This is a genomic window from Chryseobacterium sp. 22543 (genome assembly GCF_052044565.1).
Classification (GTDB): domain Bacteria; phylum Bacteroidota; class Bacteroidia; order Flavobacteriales; family Weeksellaceae; genus Chryseobacterium.
This window is the reverse complement of sequence record NZ_JBQENH010000001.1, coordinates 194,162-219,711: the sequence shown is the minus strand read 5'-3', so window position 1 is coordinate 219,711 and position 25,550 is coordinate 194,162. Positions and strand designations below refer to the sequence as shown.

Genomic DNA, 25,550 nt, shown 5'->3' with positions numbered 1-25,550 from the left:
ATAATTTGTTGTTATTGGATTAGGTTGTAAAATTATATATTTTATATTTAAATGTTTTATATTTTAATATATTAATATTTATATAATTATAATGTTATTAAATATATTTATTCAATCGGTTGCACTTTATTATTAATTGAAATTATTTAATAAATTGGTTTTTACAAATAAAATTCCCGCAGATTTCAGAATTACATAGGTTATTTACTGTGAATTCTGAAATCTGCGGGAGATTTTCTGCTTATTATTTATTACCTATTATTTTGATTCAAAAATATACGTTTGTCCTTTTTCAGTATCAAAATCAAAAACCTGCGTTTCAGGAATAGGGTAACCTTTTAATTCAGCTCTGTCTGAAACTAATGGCGTTTTAATAGCATTCACCTGATAATATGGATTTGAATTTTCTTCTGTTGCGGAAGTAAAACTTGTTTTAGATTTTAGCTGAATATCTTTCGCAATTCTGATTCTGGCATTTCCTCCCAGAGAAGATTTCACAACCAGTTTCATCAGTTTAGAATTTTTCCATTCGATATCGATTTCAAAACCACCTCTTGCTCTTAACCCTTTCACAGAACCATTGGGTAAAGCATCAGGAAGGGCCGGCAGAATATAAATATAGCCATCATAGCTTTGCAGTAATAGTTCTGCAATTCCTGAAGTACATCCAAAATTTCCATCAATCTGAAATGGCGGATGTGCATCCAGAAGATTAGGATACGTTCCTCCTGATTGACCTTTTGTTTCCATTGGAGCGGGTGTTAGCTGATCTAAAATTAATTTAAAAGCTTTGTTTCCGTCCAATAGTCTTGCCCACCAGTTTACTTTCCAGCCCATTGACCAGCCTGTGGATTTGTCGCCGCGGTACGTCATGGAATTTTTTGCAGCTTCTGTTAAATCAGGATTTCTGAAAGGAGAGATTTGCCCCGACGGAAAAAGTCCGTACAGATGCGAAATATGTCTGTGTTTATCATCGGTTCTGTCCATATCTTGAAGCCATTCCTGCAATTGGGTGTGTTGCCCGATCTGCATGGGCGGAAGTTTATTTAAAGCCGATTTTACTTCATCCGAGAGGTTTGTATCTTCATTTAGAATTTTTGAAGCATGAATGAAATTATTAAAAACATCAAAGACCAACTGATTATCCATCGTTGTTCCGGCCGTAATTCCCACACTTTTCATGTAGGTGTTTTCAGGCGACATGGAAGGCGAAACCACCAGAAATTTTTTCGAAGGATCCTGCTGCAGGACATCGAGATAAAACAAGGCACAACCTTTCAGAGCAGCATAATGTTTTTTCAAAAATTGCTGATCTCCGGTGTACAGATAATGATTCCAGATGTGCTGAGTCAGCCATGCTCCGCCCATCGGCCACATTCCGTAAAACCCGCCGTCTACAATTCCTGTGATCCTCCACAAATCTGTATTGTGATGCATATTCCAGCCTCTGGCGTGATACATTTCTTTGGCAGATTCCTGTCCGGTCACCGATAAATCCTGAATCATCTCAAATAAGGGTTCGTGCATTTCGCTGAGGTTTGTATTTTCAGCTGGCCAGTAGTTCATTTCTGTATTGATGTTCACGGTAAATTTACTGTCCCAGGCAGGATTCAGCTGATCGTTCCAGATTCCCTGAAGATTGGCAGGCTGAGTTCCCGGTTGTGAAGAAGATATTAAAAGATAGCGTCCGAATTGGAAGTATAAAGCCACCAGATCCGGATCTTCTGAACTTCCAAATTCTTTAATTCGAAGGTCAGTTGTTTTTTTCGCCTGTTCTGTTGTTCCTAAATCAAGACTGACACGTTTGAAATATTTCTGATATTTTTGAATGTGAGCTTTTAATTCAACATTATATTTTTTATGTAAAGCTGATTGTAAATATTCCGAAACTCTCGCATCTGGATTTCCGGAAATATCATTATACTTTTTAAAATTCGTAGCAATCGAAACATAAATGACCACTTCATCTGCTCCGGAAATTTCAAGTTGATCGGTTGTTGAGGTTAGTTTTCCGCCTTTTAAAACAGGAAAAGCCACTGTTTCAAAATTAATTTTTCCAGTTTTATTATCGGAAGAACCGCTTGTTCCGGTAATCACCAATTGATTTTTCTCTGTAAAAATTGATTTCTTCAGGTGTGGAGTAGAAGCATAAATAGAAAAATTAAGATTTCCTTTTTTACTGGAAGATAATTTAATCATAATCACGTTGTGCACAAAAGATGAGAAAATTTCACGCTTGAAAGACACTCCATTTACTTCGTAGGAAACGGTACTGATTGCCTTTTCAATATCTAACGTCCGGGTGTAATTTTTAAAATGTTCATGACCTTTAAAATCCAGAAACAGATCGCCCATCGTCTGATAAGGCATTCCATAATTCAAATCTTTTGGGGTAGCTCTTGGATACGTTGTATTTGATAATTTTTGAGCTTGTTCAAACTGGCCTTCATTCAACAGTTTTCTGATTTTTTGGATGCTGTCGAATGTATTTTTCGGAACATTATTTCCCGGTTCTCCTGCCCAGATTGTTTCTTCATTAAGTTGAAGATGTTCCTGCGAAACTCCACCAAAAACCATAGCCCCTAATTTTCCGTTTCCAATCGGTAAAGCTTCGTTCCAGTTTTCTGCAGGCTTGTTATAAATCAGTTTTAAGTTTTGTTGCGCCTGAACTGAAACTGAAATCACCATTCCAAAAGCCAGTAAAAAGATTTTATGTTGCTTGATTTTCAGCATCTTTTATTTGTTAAAATAGTTTCGTTTTCTGATATTTTTAATTACCCATTACTTATTGTTAATGGTTTTAAGCCAGTCTGAACATAATTTTTTCCAGTTATCCGTCAGTTCAGATTTATTCGTAATTCCGATTTTATGTTCACCTTCAGGAAAAATAAACATTGCTCCCTTCACTTTATTTTTTATCATTTCCTGATAGTATAAAATACTGTTCATCACAGGAACGGTTTTATCATTTTGGGCATGAAATAAAATGGTGGGCGGAGTTTTTTCCGTTACCCGGTTTTGCATTGAATATTCTTTGATTTTTTCAGGAGAAGCATTTTCACCAAGTAAACTATTTCTGCTTCCAACATGAGCAAATTCCCCTAAATCAATAACCGGAGAGACCAGAATCGCAAAATTGGGAATCGTAGGAATTGAAGTCCAATCTTCTTTTAATTCGGTATAATCTGTAGAAATATTGCTCACAGATGCTGCCAAATGTCCACCTGCAGAAGTTCCGATGACCCCGATCTGTTCCGGCGAAATGCCGTACTGCTCAGCATTTTTTCTGAGATATTTTATGGCTGCCTGGATATCCTGTAACGGAGCAATTTCTTTTTGTTTCAGGTCTGGAGAAGTCGGCAGCCGATAATTTAAAACAAAGGCCGAAATTCCTTGGGTATTGAACCATTTTGCGATCTGATAACCGCCCAAATCATAAGTGAGTTTGTAATATCCACCGCCGGGAATGACGATCACAGCCATCTGTTTTCTTTCTTCTTTTGGAGGTAAAAAAGCAAAAAGCTCGGTTTCTTTTATCTGTATGATTCTTCCGTCTTTTTCTTCTGTTTTTAAGGGCAACCCTTTAGAATTTGGCATCTGACCTTTTGGCCAGACCATGATTTTTTCCTGTGCGGATAAATGAAGCGTGAAGAAAATTAATAGCAAGAATGCAATTTTTTTCATAACTAGATCATTTGGGTAAAGCTTGTTTAACCTTATAAGGTTTGAATTTTAGAAATTAATCTTTAAGAAAATCCTCTCTAAACGGTGTAAAAGCATCAATTAGCTGTCCCGCTTCCAGACATTTCACTCCATGAAAAATATTGGGCTGCGCGAAAAATCCGTCACCTTGCTGTAAAATTTTTGTTTCACCATTAACTGTTACTTCAAACTTTCCTGAAGCAACATAGGTAATCTGCGAATGAAAATGCTGGTGCAAAGCTCCGATTGCATCTTTTTCAAACTTTACAATCACCATCATCACCTGAGAATTGTAACCCACAAATTGTCTGGAAACTCCGGCTCCTAAATCTTCCCATTCTGAATTACCATCGAAGAAGGGTTCTTTTTTGAATTTCATTTTTTATGTTTTTGAATTATTATTTAATTAAAATTTTAAGTCCAATTTGTCATTCCGTAGAATATAAACTTCGTATTATCAATGAATTATTTAGATTCCACGCTACACTTCGTTCAGCTCTGAATGATAAATAAGCTGTTTAATTACTTACGTTAAAGAACTATTTAATATATTTCTCCAAGCCGATTTTTAAACTCTTCAAATTCTTCAACGCCAGTTTTGCAACTGATTCTGCGCCTAATGTTGATAAATGAGTATCATCGTCTTTTCCTTTCGGATAGTAAGGATCTTCTCCTTCTTTGTAATGCAGATGTAGTTTTTTTGAATTTTCAGGACCGTAAGAAACTTCCAGTTGTTCTGTCAGTAACTGCATATCTACAAACGGAACTTTCAGATCATTGGCCACCATTCTTACCACTAAAGGGTATTCTTTATGGGTATCAATCAAAACTCCGTTTTCATTGAAATTTCTTCTTACAATAGAAGTCATCAGAATGGGGTTGGCTCCTTTTGCTCTGGCTTCGTTCACATATCTTTCCAGATTGGCTCTGTATTGCGTATAAGGATTGGTGAATTTCGTGGAATCTTTTAATTTCTGGTCGTTATGACCAAACTGAATAATAACAAAATCACCTTTTTTTAACTGTTTTTCAACTTTATCCCATCTGCCTTCAGTCCGGAAGCTTTTTGAACTTCTGCCGTTCATCGCATGATTCTGAATTTCAATTCCTGTTGTTAAAAACTGTGGCAGAACCTGTCCCCAACCGTGTTCTGGATTTTTATCCGGATTTTCTTTGTTGGCCATAGTAGAATCGCCGATGAGGAATAGGGTTGGCTTTTGTTGAGCAAATACGAATGTTGCTAAGCAAATGTATACTATTAAAAGTAGTTTTTTCATTTTAAATAATTTTTAATTCGTTTTCTTTTGTCTTAAAATTGACGTAGTCAAACAAAAGAACCAAAAGTTCAAGACTTGGAAACTTGCGCTAAAAATTATTTCTGTTCTCTAAAAATTCTAAAACTCGCACGAATTTAATATTTGCTTTTCAATACAATTTTAGTGTCGTGCTCAAACAGTAGAATTTTCTTAACACTCGCAGAATTAATTTTCTTAACGCTCCATTTTCCTATGTCAGTTTAATTGTGGTAATAATTACTCATTGCCCATTACTTATTACTCATGGTTGGTTTCCAACCATCAAAAATTTTTTCTAAAGTATAATTTTTCAAATCTTTTTTCGTCAGCTGATGTGACCAGCTTACCCGTTTGGAGATATTTCCTCCTTCCCCTTTGCTGCCAGATTCTGCATAATAAGTGGTCTTTTCTTTATCAGGAAACATTTTGTCGCCTTTCCAGGGATTCCAGCCTTCGGGAAGGATGTGTTTTCCCATTTCGGTGTTAATGAAAACGGTTTTGGCGTAAGGTCTCCAGGGTCTTCCCAAATAAACTTTTGTAATGCCTTCTTTGGCGATTAATTTACAGTCGAAAAAGACAAAGCCATACTTTCTGTCGGCTTCTGTTGCAGCTGCGGTGATGTAAGAATCGGCTAAGCTTTTAATCGTACAATTTTTAAAAACAACCGTTGCCTGTCCGAAAATAAAATCTGTTGTTCCTTCGATATAGCAGTTTTCGAAATATTGCCTGCTGTGGTTGGTTGCGGAATAAATGGTATCCTGACAGCCCAGAATATTTGAGTTTTTAATCATAAAACGGTCACCTTCCACATGGAGAGAAACTGCCTGTCCTTCATTACACGAAGAATTTTGAATCGTCAGGTTACTGATTTTAATTTCATCACCCATCACTGATAAAGTGTAAGAATTGAAGGTTGTCATCTTTTCATTAAAAGAATTCAATTTTCCTGAAAAATCATTGTTAGTGATGATTGTGTTGTCTTTATTTTCGCCTTCTAATGTGATTTTATGTTTTGAAGAGGGAATAACAACTTTTTCATTATACGTTCCGGATTTAATAAAAACTAAAGCTTCTGCCGGACCTAAATCTCTGATAGAATTGATCGCTTTTTGAATGGATGTGAAATCTCCGCTTCCGTCTTTGGCTACGATAATTTTTATGTAAGGATCATTTCCTGCAAAGAGAAAATTTGCCATCGATATGAATAGGGTTAAAAATAATTTTTTCATAAATTGATTTTATTATTTTTTTGACGCAAAGATTTTATGAAACCTCATCATTTTTAGAAAGTAATTGGCTTCGCGAAGCTGTGACGATAACTTCATCAAATCAACTTGTTGATTCATCTTTGCTCACTAAAATATTCATTTATTAAATTAAATCTTTGCGTTTAAAATCATAATTAATATTAATTCAAAACTTTGTTTAAAAAGTCAACCGTTAAATTCAATGTTTCTGTAAACCAGGGTTCTGCCGACCAGAAAGAATGCGGGGTATCTTTGATTTCATGAAACTCAGTCGGTATATTATAGCTCTTCAGTTTTTTCATCATATTGTCTCTTCCTGCATGAAAACGTGGCTGCGAACTGTTAATGAAAAGGGTAGGAGGTGTATTTTTATCCACATACTCCAAGGGTGAGGCTTCTTTCCAGATTTTAGGATTGTCTTTTTGCTGATAACCCAGCCAATAAGCATCGTAGGTTCCTTCTTTTCCGGATTCTTCATGAACAAATGAAACAACGCCGTCTACATTGACGATAGCCTGTACTTTAATCTTTTTCCTGACACCGACTAAAGTGGCGATCTGTGCTCCGGCAGATTCACCCAAAACCACCATTTTCTTTTTGTCTAAAGAATATGTTGAATGATTTTTCTTCAACCATTGAATGCCCGTTTCAATATCTTCAACCCCGGCAGGATATTTTGCAACATCAGCCAACCGGTATCCGATAGCAATTACTATATAACCTTTTGAAGCCAGCTCCATTGCCATAAATTTTTCATTCTCCTTACTTCCCGAGACCCAGCCACCCCCGTGAACCATTGCAATTCCCGGATGTTTTTTTGATGTATCGAGAGGATAGTAGATGTCAGCTTTTAACGAAAGTCCGTTGATATTGGTATATTTTACATCTTTATCAACTCCAATGTTTTGTGGAACAGGCCGGTCGATAGGTGTGATAAAAGGATATTTTTTCTTTAATTTTTCATATGTCGCTTCATTGGTGTAAGGAGTAGCATTCGGTCTGTTTACCTGCCCAAATGCCATTGTCCCTACAAAAAAAATAGAAATATAAGTATGTTTTCTGTTAAAATTCATGTTGTCAAATTTTAAAATTTTGAACCATTATGAATATTGAAGGAGTTAAGTTTAATTAAGAAAATCATTCTGATTTTAAAAGTATTATTCAAAGCAAAGCTCAACTTAATATTCTTAAAAACTTAATCAATCTTAATGGTTTAATCTTATTCTTGATGCATTTTATTTAACTGCGTTTTTCGCTACATCTTTTCCGATGGAAAGTGAATTTTTATCGGATATCACTTCTTTAGGAACCAATACAGCTCCCGTTTTGCTTCCTAAGACTTTCACAACAGGTTTATTGGCAGATTCAAACTTCACCGTTGAAAGATTGATGTTTTTACTGTTGTAAATGGTTGCTCCCGTTCCTTCTGTATATTTCAGTTTTACATTTTTCAATTGAATGCCGTCTGCGTCTACAATTGTTAATGCTTTTCTCGTATCAAACTGCGAATCTTCAATGACAATATTTTTAAGATTCATTTCTGCTAACCCGAATAATGTAATGGCTTCATCAGAATTAACGGCATTGATGTTTTTAAAGAAAATATTTCTGAAAACCGGTGTTTCTTCTGTTACCGGATATACTTTTTCAGGGGCCTTGTTACCTTCCTGTTTTTGTCCGTCCTCCAATACCGGAGAAGCTCCTTCGTAGAACATATTAAAACCAATTGTCTGTGTCGGAATATTGATCATGTCAATATTTTTAATGTAAATATTTTCAACAATTCCACCTCTTCCACGGGTTGTTTTAAAACGAAGACCGATGTCTGTTCCGATGAAGGTACAGTCGGAAACGTGGATATTTCTTGCTCCGCCGGACATTTCACTTCCGATAACAAAACCTCCGTGACCGTGGTATACAACATTGTTTTTAATAATTACATTTTCAGTCGGCATTCCTCTTTTTCTGCCATCCTGGTCTTTCCCTGATTTTATACAGATGGCATCATCACCCACGTCAAAAGTATTATCGTAAATCAAAACATTTTTACATGATTCGAGATCTACACCGTCTCCATTTTGTGAAAACCATGGATTTCTTACTGTAAGATTTCTTAAAATAATGTTGGTACACATTAACGGGTGAAGATTCCATGCCGGAGAATTCTGGAAAGTTGGTCCGTCTAACAGCACTTTATCACAACCGACTAAACTTACCATTACCGGACGGAGAAAATCTTTAACTGTTGTCAATTCATCTTTAGAAATTTTATCAGGAACATTGAAGCTTGAGCTGCTTTCAAATCCTTTTTTATAACTTTCTGAAGGGAACCATGTTTTTCCGTCTGAAGATAATAATCCACCTGATTTCACAATGTTTTTCCATTCAGATTCTGAAACTTTACTTTTTTTGATGGCTCTCCACGCATCACCGCTTCCGTCGATTACCCCTTTTCCTGTGATGGCAATATTGGTTGCATTTTTCGCAGAAATAGGAGATTGGCAACGAATGGTATTTAACCCTTCAAAACTTACGTCAACCAAAGGGTAATCTGCTTTATCTTTACTGAAAATGATGAAAGCGCCTTCTTCCACGTGAAGATTGATGTTGCTTTTTAGTTCAATAGGACCTGTTAGCCACATTCCGCGGGGAACAACCAATTTTCCGCCGCCTTTTTTGCTAAGGTCTTCGATTGCTTTTTTGAAAGCTTCCGTATTTTTTACATTTCCGCCTGCAATGCCACCATACTGTGTGATGGAAACGGTGTTGGCTGCAAATGAAGTTTCTGCAACCTGAGGCATTTTAAACTCAATGTTTTTATAAATATCCGGGGTCTGAGCATACGTTTGCCCTGAAAACATCATGACTGCTACTAAACCGATAATTGTAAGAGACTTCTTCATTTTATTTTTTTTGAGTTTTAATTACTTTTTTAAATTCCTGATAAACAATGGACGCTACTGCTTTTGCACCTTCCGGCTGAAAATGGGTATTGTCTTTTTGACCTTTTGGATAGGCTTCATACACATTCTCAGGGAGATTCATGAAATAGTGATTCGTTGTAAAATCCTGTCCCTTTTTGGTGAAATATTCCATGGATAATCTGTTTAAATCTATGTAAGGAACATTCATTTCTTTAGCAATATCAATCGGTGCCTGTGCATATTCTCCGTGTACATTTTCCAGTTTGCCGTCTTTCCATGGATAATTTCTGGCAACGGGTGTTAAGATTATAGGATTTGCCCCTTTTTGTTTTGTCTGTGCTACAAATAATCTTAAAAATTCTTTATATCCTTCAATATTTACATACCGTTCTGTATGCTTTTCAGAACCGTCATTATGACCAAACTGCATGATCACATAATCGTTCGGCTGCAAATGTTCATATACATATCTCCATCTTCCTTCCTGAAAAAATGTTCTGGTACTTCTTCCGCCATGAGCTCTGTCGATAACAACAACAGAATCTGTTGTCATCGCGGGTTTCAGAGATGTCAGACTGTCTTTTGTAAAATAGGGCTGAAAAACCTGTCCCCAACCGGTAATCGGATAACGAACTTTCATATAATCTTTTCCAGGTTCGTAATCTCCGGTATAATCTGCCATTGTGGAATCTCCGATAAGATAAATATGGGTGACTTTTTTATTGTGTTTTGCCGTTGTCTTTTGGGCGTTGTTTTGTGATTGACATGAAGACAACAGCAAAACGACGAATAAAAATGAAACTATCTTAAATTTTCTTTTCATGACTAATATATCTTGTTGCCAATCGCAAAGACGCAAAGTTTTTAATCTTAATTATGTTTTAAGGCGCAAGAAAATCAAAGATTTTTAACAAAATATTCAGTATTAAATTTTATCGAAGATAAAATCCTTGCGCCTTAATGCATATACCTTTAAATTTTCTTTGGGTCTTTGCGATTTACCAACTCTAATTTTTAGTAATTCTAAACCAGTCAAAATCTGCATATCCTCCGCGAGGTGCTTTGGTTGTGCTAACGCTATATAAACCGACTTTAGCGCCAATCCATTTTCCGGGTTTTGCCTGAAAGATGTCACCTGCTTTTGTGAATTTTTTTCCGTTTTCACTGTAACTGAACTGGCATAAGCCGTTCGGTTCACTTACATTTACTTTTAAATAGGCTTCGTTTCCTTTTAATTTTGTTTCAAACAAGACTTTTTCTTCACCTCCTTTATCTGCTTTTTCGGCTCTTCTTAACTGAAGATAAAACCCATCAGGTTTGTTGGTGATTACAATTGATTCATGATCTAACCCCATCACTAATAAACCTGCAGTTTTTCCTTCTTTAGCATCTTCGGGAGTCAATTTAACTTTGGTAGAAGCTGCAAAATTCGGAGCCGGGAATTTTTGAGTTAACAGATTCGGAACGTTCCATAGATTTTTTTCACCTTCAGGAACTTTTATAGAAAATAATCTTAAAAATTTTTGTCCCGGGAGTTTGGATGACCAGACGATATTTTCGTTGGCACTCCACTGCCATTGAATTCCTAATTTTTCACTATCAAATTCATCTGTTTCAGGAGGTGTAGCGACAGGGTAGGATTGCCCCACGTTTGGTTTTTTATACGTTAAAACCGGTTCTCCGATTCCGTTTTTATTATTATCAGTTCCAATAAATGGCCAGTCTTTTTCCCATTTCATTGGTTGTAAATGAACAACTCTTCCGCCCGCATCCACATCCTGGAAATGGTAGAACCAGTCTTCCCCTGAAGGGGTATCTACCCAGGCTCCCTGATGAGGTCCGTTGATTTTTGTGGATCCTTGTTCCAGCACTATTTTTTCTTCGTAAGGACCATAAATATTTTTTGATCTTAATACCAATTGCCAACCGGTTGCAACACCGCCTGCGGGAGCAAAAATGTAATAATATCCGTTTCTTTTATACATTTTCGGACCTTCCACGGTTGGATGTGCATCGTGGCCATCGAAAACATGAATACCTTTATCCAGGACTTTTGTTCCTTCCGGATTCATTTTGTTAAGCGTCAGAATACTTTTTACTCCGGCTCGGCTTCCCGCCCAACCATGGACTAAATAAGCGTTTCCATCCTCATCCCAAAACGGACAAGAGTCGATTAACCCTTTTCCTTCCATTACCAAAACAGGCTTCTCCCAAGTTCCCAGCGGATCTTTAGTTTTCACCATATAAATTCCGAAATCGGGATCGCCCCAATAAATGTAGAACTCTCCTTTATGGAATCTGATGCTTGGTGCCCAAACTCCGTCGCCTCTTTTTGGTGTGGAAAAATGGTCGTTTGGAAGAACATCAGGAAGTGCATAATTCACCAGTTTCCAGTTCACCATATCTTTTGAATGAAGAATGGGCAGCCCCGGAGCTTCATTGAAACTCGAAGCGGTCATATAATAATCTTCACCCACACGAATAGCGTCCGGATCAGAATAATCTGCGTATAAGACAGGATTTCTGTAATTTTTTCCCTGATCGGCAGTCCAGACTTCGGAAACATAGTGTTTTTCCTGTGCGTTGAGGTATGTTGAAGCAACTGAAAATAATGTGATTGCTGCTATATTTAAAATTTTTGTCTTCATAAAATCAGATTCATTATCTAGGTAATAGGAATTAGGGTGCGGGTCTTAGTTTATTTTTCAAACTCTAAACTTGCCAAAATGAATGGTCCTGTTCCTTTTCCATCGTTTGAACGAACTTCTTCGTTTACATAATATTCGTAAGAGCCGTCTCTGTATGGTTTCCCTCCTAATCCGGCAACTGCACAGCATTTATTTAAATTGACCACTCCGTTTTCATCAACTGTGATTAAATTTTTGATAATTCCGTCGTACCCTTTTTTTGCAGCAGCTTTGTATGATTTTGGAAGATAACCTTCGTTAACCGATTTAATGATCGTATAAACGAACATTGCTGATGCTGTTGCTTCTTCATAATTCCCTTTTTCCAAAGGCTTGTCTAAGACCTGGTACCAAAGGCCGGATTTTTTATCCTGAACTTTAATGACAGCATCTGTATAAGATTGTATATAAGAAATTAATTTTGCTCTTCCCGGATGGTCTTTAGGTAAATAATCCAACACATCTACCATGGCCATTCCGTACCAGCCCATTGCTCTTCCCCAGAAATTTTGCGAAAGCCCGGTTTCTTTATTTGCCCAGGCTTCTTTTTTACTTTCATCCCAGGCGTGATAAAGAAGTCCTGTTTTTTTGTCTAAAAGATTTTTCTGAACAGAATCAAATTGGAAAACAATATCATCATACGCTTTCTGAGCATCTGCTCCTTTAGTGAAATCTTTTGTATAATGGGTGTAGAAAGGCATTCCCATATAAAGTCCATCCAGCCAAACCTGGTAAGGATAGATTTTTTTATGCCAGAAAGATCCTTCATTGGTTCTTGGCTGCCCGTCGATTTGTAAACGTAAAGTTTGAAGTGCCTTCAGGTATTTCTCTTTTTTCTCTTTTTCATAAAGGTAAAGAAGAACATTTCCGCTGTTAAGCATATCAATATTATACTTGGAAAGGTCGTAGGTAAGAATTGTACCGTCTTCTTTAATAAGGTCTTCACCGAAACCGCTGATATAGTCGTAATATTCTTTTTTGCCTGTTTTTGCATATACTTTTTCTGCTCCGTCCAAAACAATCGCTGAGGGGTAGGTCCATTTGGGGCTTTTACTGAAATCAAGCATCCAGGCTTGTGGGAATCTCTGCATTTCGGAAAGCAGCATTCTTTCTGACCATTTCAAATTGGCAGGAACTACTTTTCCTGATTTTGAAGTTTCTGTTGAAGGTTTTGCTGTGGTTATATTTTTGGTCTGAGCACAGGCCAGGAACATTCCTGAACCTAGAATGGCCACAGCGTATGCTTTTATTGTATTATTAATGAAATTCATGATCCTAACTTAAAGTTGATTATTTTTATCTAAAATTTCCAGTTTTTTATCCAAATCCTGATAAAATGCTTCCTCTGTTATCAAACCATTTGGCTCCAATGACCAGGCTCCCAAAAAGTAGTAAGAAACATTTTTTGTTTTCTTGAAAACTACGGTATGAGTTGATTTTATTTTTACATATTTATCAAAACTTTCGAGAGGATAGAAGATAGCCATTCCTAGATTGTCCTCTTTTTTCGTTTCGGTTTGATTGCCGTAAGTAGCAATGTAGCCCCATTTTTTATTTTTACTGATTCCCTGTTTTAACGGAATATTTTTAAAAGCAACAATTCCGGTGCATAATCCTGAAATGGTATTGCTTAAGTTTAAATCTACTTTTACAAACCGATCTCTGTTGAAAATCGTCAGTTTTGACTGTAAATCGATGGCATTGCCCCAGGTTTTCCAGCCTTTATAATCAATGGCTGCGTAAGACTGATCTTTTTCATTAACAACTTTTACGGCTGTATTTTTTACAATTTTAAAAGTTTCAACAAAATCATTTTGTTCATCATATCTTCCGTAAGAACCGATACCAATCGTACGGCCGGACTTCAGAATATCCTGTCCCCACGGCGCATCATGATGATAGGATTCAAAACCGTCTTGCCCGACTTCAGGTAAAACCAAAGTGTTTACTTTTTTACCAAAAATATCTGTTGCATTTCTCCAATCTAAATACAATCTGTAGCCGATCTGGTTATTTTCCAGTCCAATACCTTCATACCTGATATAGTAAGAATGGTCTGTATGTTCACCAGGAAGGACAAGCTGGTTAATATTTTTAAACGTTCCTCCAACGTACTGATTATCTTCCCATTTTCCGCCTTCTTTTACGGAAAGTTCTGCATAGGAAAAGGGAGTTTTTGGGTTTTTCTTAATTTCTTCAATTACAGAAGTCTGAGCCAGAGAAAATGTTGAGCTCAAAAATACTCCTGCCATTACTATTCTAAACAAATTGAATTTCATAATATTCTTTATTAGATAACTGGTTTTTTAACTAAAAGTTTTCATGGTTATTAGTATTGTCTTTCGGTTATTTTTTTAACCAGATCGTTAAAATATACTTCAATATTATCGTAGTTTTTATCCAAATCCCGTTCGTTGGAATTGGCAACTTTTGGATTTAATTTATTCTTAATTTCCCATTCATCAGGCATCCCGTCGCTATCTGAATCGGGTAGGGGCTTTCCTGTTTTTAAATCCGGAAATCCACCGACATCTTTTTGTGAATCTATGATTCCGCTGGAACTTCCTTTTGAGCCTTTATAAGTGAAACTTCCGTTTTTTACATCTTTTAAAACATGTAAATCCACTGAATCTCTTACCAAACTCGCACCTCCGATCTGTAAAATTTTCTCGTAAGCTTCTTTTGCAGACTGCGTTTTTACATTATTCTGAATATCGTGAGGCTGATTGATTTTTATCTCATTTTTATCTTTGTCCGTCAAATTATAAGAAGGTTTCATCTGGGCAAAAACACCTTGCGTCCAGTTATCTTTTGTTATTTCTGAATTTCCTTCCATCAAATTTCCGTTAATGTAATATTTCCCCCAGATGTTGTAAACTTCTGTTTCGGTTTTTTCATTTTTATCGATGGCAACAATTCTCTGTCTGGTCATTGTTGCGGGTCCCGGTTTGTAGTAATTATTGATAATATTTACGTTCATTCCTTCACCACCGTAGACGTTGTTGTGTCCCCAGTTGTAGATCACATTATTTCTGAAATCGGTAAGATCAGTCAGTGCAAATTTACTTCCCGCATATTCTCCCAATCTCGGATTTCTGCTGTCGTGATGAGCATAGATATTATGGTGGAAACTTGCCAATCTTCCTCCTGCAATTCCACCATATCCGTGAGCTCCTTTCCGGTGGGCAGAATTTCTTAAACTTTCTGCGATCACGCACCATTGAAGGGTTGTATTTTCATTCACATAAATAGATACTGTTTCATCCGTTGACCAGCTCATAGAACAATGATCAACGATCAGATTTTTGATAAATCTTGCCCCTAACGCATCGCCTTCATAATTTTTCTGATCACCCATTCTGAATCGCATGTAACGGATAACCACATTGTCTGCGCCTACAAAAGTTTCGTAGTTGGCAACGGTAATTCCGTCTCCGGGAGCAGTTTGCCCGGCAATGGTAACATCGCCTTCTTTTATCTTTAAAGGGGATTCCAGATAAATGGTTCCGCCGGTTTTAAACACAATATATCTCGGACCTTTTTGGTCTAAAGCATATCTTAAGGTACCTTCTGAGCCATCGTCTGTAAGCTTTGTCACGAAGCAAACCTTTCCGCCACGACCCCCTGTAGTGTATCTTCCGAAACCTTCTGCTCCCGGAAAACTAAATATTTCCTGAGCATTGGCCCACGAGGAGATACCGCATAAAATTCCTATCGTGAAGAGTTGGGTGAAGTGTTTTTTCATGATTGAAAATCTTTGGTGTTTGTGATGGTTGGGTTTAATTTATTTTAAACTTTTTTTCGTGTTCCAGTTGTCGTTTCCTTTGAGAATATTTTCTGGAGTGTATTTTTTTCTTTCTTCTTTTGTTAATTGATGTGACCACGAAACTCTTTTGGAAATATGGGCTCCGCTTCCTTTTGAGTTGAATTCTGCGTAAAAAGTGGTCTTTTCTGCATCAGGTTTGCTCCAGTTGTGCCATCCTTCAGGCTTTATGGTGGAATTGATTTCACAATCGATGTAAACGGTTTTTGCAAAAGGTCTCCAGGGTCTTCCCAGATAAACTGAGTTTTCTTTAGCATTTCCGATGATTTTTGAATTGGTAAAAACAAATCCGAACTCGTTTTCCTGTGGAGTAGAAGCGGCTGTTACGTAGCTTGCCGTTTCTTTGGAATAAATCGTACAATTTTCAAAAACGGCGGTTCCTGCTCCGAAAATATAATCGGTTGTGCCTTCGATATAGCAGTTTTTAAAGTAGTTTCTTGATGGTTTTGTCTTATCTATCAAATCCTGGGCTCCTTTTAAGTATAATGTATCCTGATTTCCTAAGAATCTGCAGTTTTCAAAAGCGATTCTGTCACCTGAGGTCAATATGGCAACAGCCTGTCCGACTCTTCCTGAGCTGTTTTCAAACGAAATATTTTTCGCTGTAAAATCATTTGAATAAATAAAAACTGTAGAAGAACCTGTGGTTCCGATATCTTTTCCTTCTGCATTCTTTTTTGATGCAAAATCATCATATGTAATGATGGTGTTTTGAGGATTTTCTCCTTCTAAGACAATCGCTCCTTTTGTTTCAGGAATGATAATTTTTTCTTTATAAATCCCAGGTTTAATTAAAATTTTTGTTCTTGTTGAAGAACCGTTTTCAATAGCATCAATCGCTTGTTGTACTGTGGTAAAGTTGCCTTTTCCGTCTTTTGAAACCACGATCGTTTTATCGGCAGTTTTAAAAGAAAGAAGACTTAACAATAGTATCGAAAATATTGAAATAAGGTTAAAATTTTTATTAATCAGAGGAGTTTTCATAAAGTTTTAATTTGTTTTAAAATACAGACTTAACCTAAGGCTAAGCCTGTATTCTTAACTTGATATGAATGTACTTTTAATTTCTAGTAGCCGTAATCTTGTGTAAGGTTATAATTTGACATAATGATATCACTGTAAATAGGCAATAATTCTCTTTTGTTGGGCTGGAAATATTGCGCAAAACCTTTTACAGGATCGCTGATATACGTTGGTAACACTGCGGCTCTCCACGCTATTTTGGTATATCCCACGGGGGTTGCATCCTGAGAAGGCAGATAAAATACCTGGGATTTGTCTCCTCCGGTAAAGAAAATATCGATATCATTAATATTTTGCTGAGCTGTTTTTGTAGGATCGTAAACTGATTTCTTATAATAAAGATTCAATGGTACGTTAGCATACTGACCTGTTCCGTTGGCAAAAGCAGTTAATTTTTGTCTTGTTTCCGTAATTTTAGCATCTAATAAATTCCAGCGGATCAAGTCATATTTTCTGATCCCTTCACAACCCAGTTCCAATAATCTTTCCTGAACAAGATAGTTGAAGAACCCAATTTTATCGGTAGGAATTGTTCCAACTTGGCCTAAATTTCCAGCGTAAGCTCTGTTTCTTACCGCTTTTACCGCATTGATTGCATCTGAAGAAGGTGCTCCATGAAGCTCATTATCTGCTTCTGCAAACATTAATAATACATCTGAAAAACGCAGTAAAGGCCAGTCAACAGCCAGGTTTTGAGAAGGTCCTGTTACATTCGTCCACGATTTTCTGTATTTAGAATCTGTGAAAGAAATGGCATTTACGATTTCTGCCTGATTAGAATTATTCACTTTGAAAATTCCAACGTTCATATCTCTTCTCAAGTCATATTTACTGAACTCGTAGAAATAAGTCGGAAGGGCATTGATCCCGCCGCCGCCTTTCCAGTTGGAGTTGTCGTCATGCTTTAAGCCATTATAATATCCGATTTTACTATCTGTTCTTGCGTTTCCTCCGAACGCTCCTACACAGAAGATGATTTCGTTGGTGGTGTCTTGTGTGTTTGAATGTAAAGCTTTGAAAACCTGCTCGTAGCTGGGATTTAAGCTATGTTCACCGGTATGATTCATGATGTCTTTACATTCATCAAGGGCAATTTGATAATAGGTTTGAGGATTTGTTCCCTTCGCCATCTGCTGTGGATTTCTTCTTAAAGAATATCCTGCTCTTGCTAATGCGATTCTTGCTCTCAGTCCTTTTACAAAACCTTTGGAAATTCTTGCATTGGTCGTGCTTCCTTCGGATCTCCATGGAACTAAAGTGGCAGCCTGGGCAAGATCAGCAATCATTTTTTCGTAAATAACGTCTCTGTCTGTCTTAGGTAAATAAAGATTGTCATAATCTGCAGATGGTTTGTCCTGAAAAGGGACATCACCCCAGTTTCTGATCAGTTCATAATAAAACTGAGCTCTCAATGTCAAAGCTTCTCCAAGGTATCTGTCCATTAATTTTTTATCAGCGTCAGAACCTGTCTTGTAAACAGGAGACAGCGGAATATTTTTAATGCAAAGATTGGCTCTTTCAATTCCTGAATATAATTTTAAGAAAGGCTTATTTAATTCTGTATTGGTAGGGCAGGCACCAAATGTTGCGAGACCTCTTCTGTCATTACAGTTGTAATCTCCCGAAGTTCTGAAATCATCACTTGAATGTGGATATATTAATGCTAATCGCTGTCCATATCCATCATCACCTGCAAGCTGGCTGTAAACTCCCACTAAAGCGGTAAATGTGTCAGATACACTATCGAATTGCTGAGCTTCTGCCACACTTGAATAGTTTTCAGGTTCAAGATAATCGCTACATGAATGTATGGTAGTAAGAGATAGGATACAACTTAATATAATTATTGTTTTTTTCATGTTAATTTTCAATTAAAAGGTTAAATCAATACCTGTTAAAATAAATCTGCTTCTAGGATATGCAGCATAATCAACTCCCGGAGTTAAAGGATTTTTTCTTGTACTGGCTTCAGGATCATATCCTTTGTAACCTGTGATGGTAAATAAATTATTCACTGTTGCATACAACCTGAAATTTTTGATACCAAGCATCTCCAGAGAGCCTTTTGGCAGGCTATATCCTATGGTAACATTATTCAACCTTAAGAAAGATCCATCTTCGATGGCGTAAGAATGGAGGATGTAATTTCCTTGCGGAGGAGTCCACATGGTAGTATTTGCGTTTAATGCAGCCAGAGCTGTAGGATCGGTAACTTTTATCCCCTGATCGTTGAACCATCTCCATCTGTCTGCAACTTCTGCCGACATGTTGTTGTCTCTGTATAGATACTGAGTGGTAAACTCTATTTTATTGGCATTATATACTTTGTTTCCGATAGAGAAGTTAAAGAATAAGCTCATATCCCAGTTTCTGTATCTGAAAGTCTGGCTGAAACCTCCGAAGAATTTTGGCTGTGCGCTTCCCAGCTCGGTCTGGTCAGCTGCTGTGATTTGTCCGTCACCATTCAGATCTTTCAATTTAAGATCTCCCGGCTGAATTGGTTTAGAACCGTTAGCCACAGCACTGCTGCTTGGAACTCCGGTTTTCAAAGTATAGGCCTGAGAGGTCGCATTGTAATCAAAATCACTGATCTCATATCGTCCCTCAGTTACATATCCATAATACATACCTACCGGATTTCCAACTTTGGCAGTGAAGTCGTACAAACTGTTTACCCATCCTGAAGCCACCAGATAATAATCATTTCCTCCCGAAACATTTGCCCCCAGGCTTTTAATAATATTTTTATTGGCAGAAATATTGAAGTCTGTTTTCCATGTGAAATTTTCTTTATTGACAATAAGTCCTCCCATGGTAAATTCCAGACCTTTGTTCTGCGTTTTTCCTGAATTTTGATATTGATACTCATATCCTGAGGTCTGGGGAATTTTTGCTAAGACCAACAAATCTTTTGTATCAGTAATATATCCGTCGATACTACCATATAATCTTCCGTTAAAAAAACCGAAGTCGATCCCTAAGTTTTTAGATACGGTGGCTTCCCATGTTACGTTCTTGTTTGCCAAAGTATTTCCTGTAGTAGCTCCTGGAGTTACACCGCTTCCGAAGGTATATCCATAGTCAGTGGAAGTCGTGAAAAAAGTATCATACAGGTAGGCCGGAATTCTGTTGTTTCCTGCAAGACCGTATCCGAAACGTAATTTAAGCTCCTCCAGCCATTCTTTATTTTTAAGGAAATTTTCTTCTTTAAGTTTCCAAGCTACAGAAACTGCAGGAAAAGTTCCCCATCTGTTTCCTGCTCCGAATACATTGGATGCATCGGCTCTTATGGAGGCTGTTACGATATATTTATTATTAAAAATATAGTTTGCTCTACCAAAAAAGGAAAGAAGTCTGTCCGGAGGCAATGCACCGGTTTTAGGAGCATCCTGAATCATCCCTGAAGGTGGAGTTGCAGATTGGATATTAGCAAAAGCCTCATTAGGTGAGATAGAAACTGGGAGCCATTTGGTATATGTACTTGAAGTTTCTCCGTCAGTTTGTACGGTTTCTTCTCCCAATAATAAATCTACTTTATGATTTCCGAATTTTTGGGTATAATTTAAAGTGTTGGTATTGGTAATCCTTCTGGTCTGGTTTCTCGTTAACTGTACAATCGGCTGATTGTTATTGGATCTTGCATCATTGGTAACAGTACCCCAGAACTGATTAACGAAACTATCTTTCTGAACATATCCGACAACACTTCTGAAAGTTAAATTTTTTGTAATGTTATAATTCAAATACGCATTTAACAATAAATCATTTGTTTTTGCATCCTTTACTTCATTATCATTTAAAATCAGAGGATTTACAAGATTGGTTAATGTGGCGTAGTTAGGATCAAAATCATCAATAGGAACATTGCTTCCTCCTTCAAAAGGCTGGTATCTTACAGCGTTTCTTAATCTGTTGGTACCCTGAGATCCGCTTGCCGAAGTTCCGGCCCCGGAAATCAGCTGTCGGCTGTATCGTGCATTAAATCCAACCTTCAGCTTTTTTGAAATATCATAATCATACTTGAAATTGGCCATGCTTCTCCTGAAGCCGGACTTGAGCATAATCCCATCTTCTTCCACATGATTTAACGTCAAGGAAAAAGTAGATTTATCGGAACCGCCTGTTAAGCTTAAATTGTGAGTGAAGTTGAAAGCTTCTTTTCCGAAAAGCTCATTCTGCCAGTCTCTCTTCTTTATATTTCCGTATTTATCAGCAAGTTCATTGAAATTACCATATCGGGTTGTAAAGGTTGTAATGTCGTCAGCTATACCGTTCTTATTGTAAAGCTCGTACTGATACATTACAAATTCATAAGGGTCAAGAACAGGGATGGTGTTTGTGATTTTTCTTACCCCAGTATAACCGCTGTAATTGACTTGAGCAGCAGCTTTTTTGCGTCCGCCTTTTGTGGTGATCAAAACAACACCGTTGGCACCTCGCGATCCATAGATAGAGGTAGAAGCAGCATCTTTTAATACTTCAATAGATTCAATTTCTTTAGGAGAAATAATCGAGAGAGCGTTATCCATCTGGATTCCGTCTACGATATAGAGAGGAGCATTACTTTGTGTAATAGAAGTACCCCCTCTTACCTTAATTTCAACTTCAGCGCCGGGTGAACCTTCACTGGCCGTGATCTGAACACCGGCAACTCTTCCCTGAATTGCTTCTGCTGCACTATTTACAGGCATATCTTTTACTTCGTCAGCCTTTACGGAACCAACGGCATTGGTGACATCTTTTTTTGAAACTTTAGAATAACCTACCAAAACCACTTCATCAATGTTTTTTTCGGTTTCCTTTTTAGTTTCTTTTTCTTGAGCCATAGCAAGGACAGGAAGTAGAAAGACAGTTAAATATAACCACTTTATTGAATGTACTCTTTTATCCATTTTGTATCCTTATAGTTTTAATTTTTGGTTGAAAGTTTTTTTCAATCGTTTTGTTTTGTGTGGATTTGTAAAGTATTCTACTGATTTTTAGCGGCAAATATTTTCTGAAAGATTTTACACGTTTTAGAGTGCAATCGATTGCGTAAATTTTCATAATAAATATCCTGGCTTCTAAACTAATATTATTTTTCAATACGCAAAGAAAAAAATATTATTTTTTCATTAATTTAATTGTTGAAAGATGAAGGGATTTGTAAAATGATAGATAGTTATAATATTGTAAATAGTTGTAAATTAATAATTTGTAAATTTTAGTTTAGTTTGAATATTTATGTAAAAGAAATCAAATTTCTTTATTCTTTATTAATTTAAAACTTAAATTTTGCTTAAAATTTATCTGTTTTTGCCCTTAAAAATTTCCCAAAATGACAGTCAAGATTATTTTTTTTGCAATATTTCTGACTTTTGTCATCTTTTCAGATCAATATTTTTAGTTAGATTCTATACTCCATATTAATTATTCTTATTGTATACAATATATATAGTACTTTTTATTTATTATTATCAAATTAACATCTTAATTTTATCATTTTGTTTTGGCATGATTTTATATTTAAACCCTATTTAAGCATTAATTTTGGGTAATAGTATTGATGTAATTCCTTGGAAATTTTCTTGTTTTTATTATTGTTATCAAAATTAATTAACTGTAAATTAGATATTTATATATTTAAATTAATTTTTTGTTAACTAATTAAAGAATAATTATATATTTATCCCACAAGTATTTCTATCATATTTTAGTGTAATTTTATGCAATCGATTACACAATGTTTAACAGGTTTTGATAAAACCGCAAAAAGAAAAGTATAGTAGTATGTCACAATCAGAATTTCGTTACGCCCATCATCCCGAAGATGTAAAGAAGTATACCACTGAAGATCTTAGGAGGGAGTTTCTAATCAATGATTTATTTAATGAAGATAAGATAAAATTAGTCTATTCTATGTATGACAGGCTGATTGTAGGTGGTATCATGCCTTCCGCACAAGCTTTGAAGCTGGAACCTACAGACGATTTGAAAGCTCAGCATTTTCTTGACAGAAGAGAGTTGGGAATCATTAACGTTGGTGGTGCCGGAAAAGTAACGGTAGACGGAGAAGTATATGAGCTTGGAAACAAAGAAGCTTTATACATCGGAAAAGGGGCTAAAGAAGTAGTTTTTGAAAAGTCAGGTGATACACAACCTTATTTTTACATCAACTCAGCTCCTGCACATCACACGTATCCAACTAAAAAAATCACGAAAAATGAAGCCGAAATTGTAAAATTGGGTGATAAGAAATACGCCAACAAGCGTACGATCAATAAGCTGATTGTAAATTCTGTACTGGAAACCTGTCAACTTCAAATGGGAATGACGGAACTTCATCCGGGAAGCGTATGGAATACAATGCCTGCACATACTCACACCAGAAGAATGGAAGCTTATTTCTATTTTGATCTGGAAGAAGGACAAACAGTAAGCCACTTCATGGGACAGCCTGATGAAACGCGTCATATTTTTATGACCAATAGACAGGCGGTATTGTCTCCGGAATGGTCTATCCACTCAGGAGTCGGAACTTCCAATTATACTTTTATCTGGGGTATGGCCGGAGAAAATATGGACTACAGTGATATGGACGGTATCAAAACTAACGAACTAAAGTAATTTTTCCAATGAATTTATTTGATTTATCCGGTAAAGTAGCAGTCGTTACAGGCGGTACTCACGGATTAGGAATGGCAATGGCAGAAGGTCTTGCCGCTGCAGGTGCTGAACTGGCGATCACAAGTACGACACCGTCAAAATTAGAGGAAGCTTTAAACTATTATCATTCAAAAGGATACAAAGCAACCGGTTATCTTTTTGATGTTACGGACGAGCTGGAAGCCGCTCAGAAAGTAGCTTTAATGGAAGCTACTCATGGAAAAATAGACATCCTTGTCAACAACGCGGGAATCATCAAACGTATTCCGGCAATTGATATGGAAGTGGAAGACTTTAGAAAAGTAATTGATGTAGACCTTACAGGACCTTTTATCATGTCGAAATTAGTAGGCAAATATATGATCAAAAGAAAATCCGGAAAAATCATCAACATCTGCTCGATGATGAGTGAGCTGGGACGAGACAATGTAGTAGCCTATGCTTCTGCAAAAGGCGGTCTGAAAATGCTTACCAAAAATCTGGCGACAGAATGGGCAAAACACAATATTCAGGTAAACGGAATCGGACCCGGATATTTTGCCACTTCTCAGACAGAACCCATCCGGGTGGACGGACATCCTTTTAACGACTTTATCATCAGCAGAACGCCGGAAGGAAGATGGGGAAATCCGGAAGATCTTGCAGGAACAGCTATTTTCTTAGCTTCTGACGCAAGCAGATTCATCAACGGACAGATTATTTATGTGGATGGAGGGATTTTGGCAACCATCGGGAAACCTGCTAATGAGTAACAACAGAATCAGACTAGAATGAAACCTTTTATTACAGATAACTTTTTATTACAAAATAAATACGCTGAAGAATTATACTTCAAATACGCGGAAAAACAACCTATCATTGATTACCATAATCATTTGATTCCTAAAGATATTGCAGAAGACACTGTTTTCGAAAATATCTCAAAGGTTTGGATTGCTGGTGACCATTACAAATGGAGAGCCATGCGTACCATGGGTGTGAATGAAAAATTCATCACGGGAGACGCTTCAGATAAAGAAAAATTTGAGGCCTGGGCCAAAACAGTTCCTTATACATTGAGAAATCCTTTGTATCACTGGACACATCTGGAATTAAAAAGATATTTCGGAATTGATGAATTATTAAATGCAGACAACGCATCTGACATTTACGATAATATCTCATCCCAGCTTCATACTCCTGAAAAAACAACAAGAGGCTTATTAAAAATGATGAATGTAGAATCTCTGTGCACCACGGAAGATCCTACAGATGTATTGAATTATCACCAGGATCTGGCAAAAAGCGATTTTAACATTAAAGTAAGCACAGCTTTCCGTCCTGATAAAGCAATTTTAATCGAAAATCACAACTTTGCGGATTATATTTCAAAATTAGGCGAATCTGCAGGAATTGAAATTAATTCCTATCAAACATTGTGCGATGCTTTAATCAAAAGAATTGAATATTTCCACGAAAATGGCTGCAGATTATGCGACCACGGATTGAATAATATTTCTTTCGAAGAATTCACAGAAGCGGAAGTAAGCGAAATTTTTAATGATAAAATTTCAGGAAAAGTAATTGCTGAAAGACAGGTGAATCAATTCAAAACTGCCATTTTATTATTTTTAGGAGAAGCGTACCACAAATACGGCTGGGTTCAGCAGTTCCATCTTGGAGCATTGAGAAATAATAATGAAAGAATGCACAGAATTCTTGGCCCAGATACAGGCTGGGACTCTATAGGTGACTTCGTCCAGGCTGAAACCCTGTCTAAATTACTGAATACATTAGACGGAAAAGATAAGTTAACAAAAACCATTTTATATAATTTAAATCCTGCCGACAACGAAATTTTCGCAACAATGATTGGAAATTTCAATGATGGAAGCATCAAAGGAAAAGTACAGTTCGGATCAGGATGGTGGTTCCTGGACCAAAAAGACGGAATGATCAAGCAGATGAATGCCCTTTCAAACATGGGACTGATCAGCTGTTTCGTTGGAATGCTGACGGATTCCAGAAGTTTCCTTTCTTTCCCTAGACACGAATATTTCAGAAGAGTACTGTGCAACCTTTTCGGAGAAGAAATGAAAAATGGTGAATTACCTGATGATATCGATCTGATAGGGAAGACCATTTCAGATATTTGTTATCATAATGCTAAAAATTATTTTGATTTTTAAATTTCAAATTAAATAAAAAAACTCTAGCAGATTGAG

At 36.7% G+C, this 25,550-nt stretch carries 18 protein-coding genes; 3 read left to right on the top strand and 15 right to left on the bottom strand.

Annotation, left to right across the window (positions count from 1 at the left end; all coding sequences use genetic code 11):
- Nucleotides 1–258: 258 nt before the first annotated feature.
- The 15 genes from ACTJIP_RS00995 to ACTJIP_RS00925 form a co-directional block, all read right to left on the bottom strand.
- Nucleotides 259–2,733, bottom strand: coding sequence for a glycoside hydrolase family 95 protein (locus tag ACTJIP_RS00995; RefSeq protein WP_440703985.1), 2,475 nt, complete (start codon nt 2,731–2,733; stop codon nt 259–261).
- Nucleotides 2,734–2,781: 48 nt separating this feature from the next.
- A complete protein-coding gene (locus ACTJIP_RS00990) occupies nt 2,782–3,684 on the bottom strand; it encodes an alpha/beta hydrolase (RefSeq protein ID WP_077416238.1) in 903 nt (300 codons plus the stop codon).
- Nucleotides 3,685–3,739: 55 nt separating this feature from the next.
- Nucleotides 3,740–4,081 (bottom strand): cupin domain-containing protein, encoded by a 342-nt coding sequence (locus ACTJIP_RS00985; protein ID WP_180564062.1) that lies wholly within the window; start codon nt 4,079–4,081, stop codon nt 3,740–3,742.
- A gap of 160 nt (nt 4,082–4,241) precedes the next feature.
- Nucleotides 4,242–4,979 carry a rhamnogalacturonan acetylesterase gene (locus ACTJIP_RS00980; protein WP_077416242.1) on the bottom strand — a complete coding sequence of 246 codons (738 nt, stop codon included), beginning with the start codon at nt 4,977–4,979 and terminating at the stop codon, nt 4,242–4,244.
- Between the two features lie 269 nt (nt 4,980–5,248).
- On the bottom strand, nt 5,249–6,226 hold the full coding sequence (locus ACTJIP_RS00975; protein ID WP_440703984.1) for a pectinesterase family protein: 978 nt from the start codon (nt 6,224–6,226) through the stop codon (nt 5,249–5,251).
- A 179-nt stretch (nt 6,227–6,405) separates the two neighbouring features.
- On the bottom strand, nt 6,406–7,317 hold the full coding sequence (locus ACTJIP_RS00970; protein ID WP_440703983.1) for an alpha/beta hydrolase: 912 nt from the start codon (nt 7,315–7,317) through the stop codon (nt 6,406–6,408).
- A 162-nt stretch (nt 7,318–7,479) separates the two neighbouring features.
- Entirely contained in the window at nt 7,480–9,147 is a 1,668-nt protein-coding gene (locus ACTJIP_RS00965; RefSeq protein ID WP_180564059.1) for a glycoside hydrolase family 28 protein, read from the bottom strand.
- Between the two features lies 1 nt (nt 9,148).
- On the bottom strand, nt 9,149–9,991 hold the full coding sequence (locus ACTJIP_RS00960) for a rhamnogalacturonan acetylesterase (RefSeq protein WP_440703982.1): 843 nt from the start codon (nt 9,989–9,991) through the stop codon (nt 9,149–9,151).
- Nucleotides 9,992–10,175: 184 nt separating this feature from the next.
- Nucleotides 10,176–11,816, bottom strand: coding sequence for a glycoside hydrolase family 43 protein (locus ACTJIP_RS00955; protein ID WP_180564057.1), 1,641 nt, complete (start codon nt 11,814–11,816; stop codon nt 10,176–10,178).
- 50 nt (nt 11,817–11,866) lie between these two features.
- On the bottom strand, nt 11,867–13,126 hold the full coding sequence (locus tag ACTJIP_RS00950) for a glycoside hydrolase family 88/105 protein (RefSeq protein ID WP_180564056.1): 1,260 nt from the start codon (nt 13,124–13,126) through the stop codon (nt 11,867–11,869).
- 9 nt (nt 13,127–13,135) lie between these two features.
- Nucleotides 13,136–14,134: a DUF4861 family protein gene (locus ACTJIP_RS00945; RefSeq protein WP_077416255.1), complete on the bottom strand. Its 999-nt coding sequence runs from the start codon at nt 14,132–14,134 to the stop codon at nt 13,136–13,138.
- A 50-nt stretch (nt 14,135–14,184) separates the two neighbouring features.
- A complete protein-coding gene (locus ACTJIP_RS00940) occupies nt 14,185–15,600 on the bottom strand; it encodes a pectate lyase family protein (RefSeq protein ID WP_440703981.1) in 1,416 nt (471 codons plus the stop codon).
- 39 nt (nt 15,601–15,639) lie between these two features.
- Nucleotides 15,640–16,662, bottom strand: coding sequence for a pectinesterase family protein (locus ACTJIP_RS00935; protein WP_440703980.1), 1,023 nt, complete (start codon nt 16,660–16,662; stop codon nt 15,640–15,642).
- Nucleotides 16,663–16,745: 83 nt separating this feature from the next.
- Complete coding sequence (locus tag ACTJIP_RS00930) at nt 16,746–18,560, bottom strand: RagB/SusD family nutrient uptake outer membrane protein (RefSeq protein WP_077416261.1); 1,815 nt, start codon at nt 18,558–18,560, stop codon at nt 16,746–16,748.
- A gap of 12 nt (nt 18,561–18,572) precedes the next feature.
- Nucleotides 18,573–21,593: a SusC/RagA family TonB-linked outer membrane protein gene (locus ACTJIP_RS00925; protein ID WP_440703979.1), complete on the bottom strand. Its 3,021-nt coding sequence runs from the start codon at nt 21,591–21,593 to the stop codon at nt 18,573–18,575.
- An 877-nt stretch (nt 21,594–22,470) separates the two neighbouring features.
- Between ACTJIP_RS00925 and kduI the strand changes: the two genes are divergently transcribed.
- The 3 genes from kduI to uxaC are packed head-to-tail and all read left to right on the top strand — an operon-like array spanning nt 22,471 to nt 25,514.
- Nucleotides 22,471–23,307, top strand: coding sequence for a 5-dehydro-4-deoxy-D-glucuronate isomerase (gene kduI / locus ACTJIP_RS00920; protein ID WP_077416267.1), 837 nt, complete (start codon nt 22,471–22,473; stop codon nt 23,305–23,307).
- 8 nt (nt 23,308–23,315) lie between these two features.
- Nucleotides 23,316–24,098, top strand: a complete 783-nt coding sequence (locus tag ACTJIP_RS00915; protein WP_077416268.1) for a gluconate 5-dehydrogenase — start codon at nt 23,316–23,318, stop codon at nt 24,096–24,098.
- 18 nt (nt 24,099–24,116) lie between these two features.
- Nucleotides 24,117–25,514 carry a glucuronate isomerase gene (uxaC, locus tag ACTJIP_RS00910; RefSeq protein ID WP_440703978.1) on the top strand — a complete coding sequence of 466 codons (1,398 nt, stop codon included), beginning with the start codon at nt 24,117–24,119 and terminating at the stop codon, nt 25,512–25,514.
- Nucleotides 25,515–25,550 lie beyond the last annotated feature (36 nt).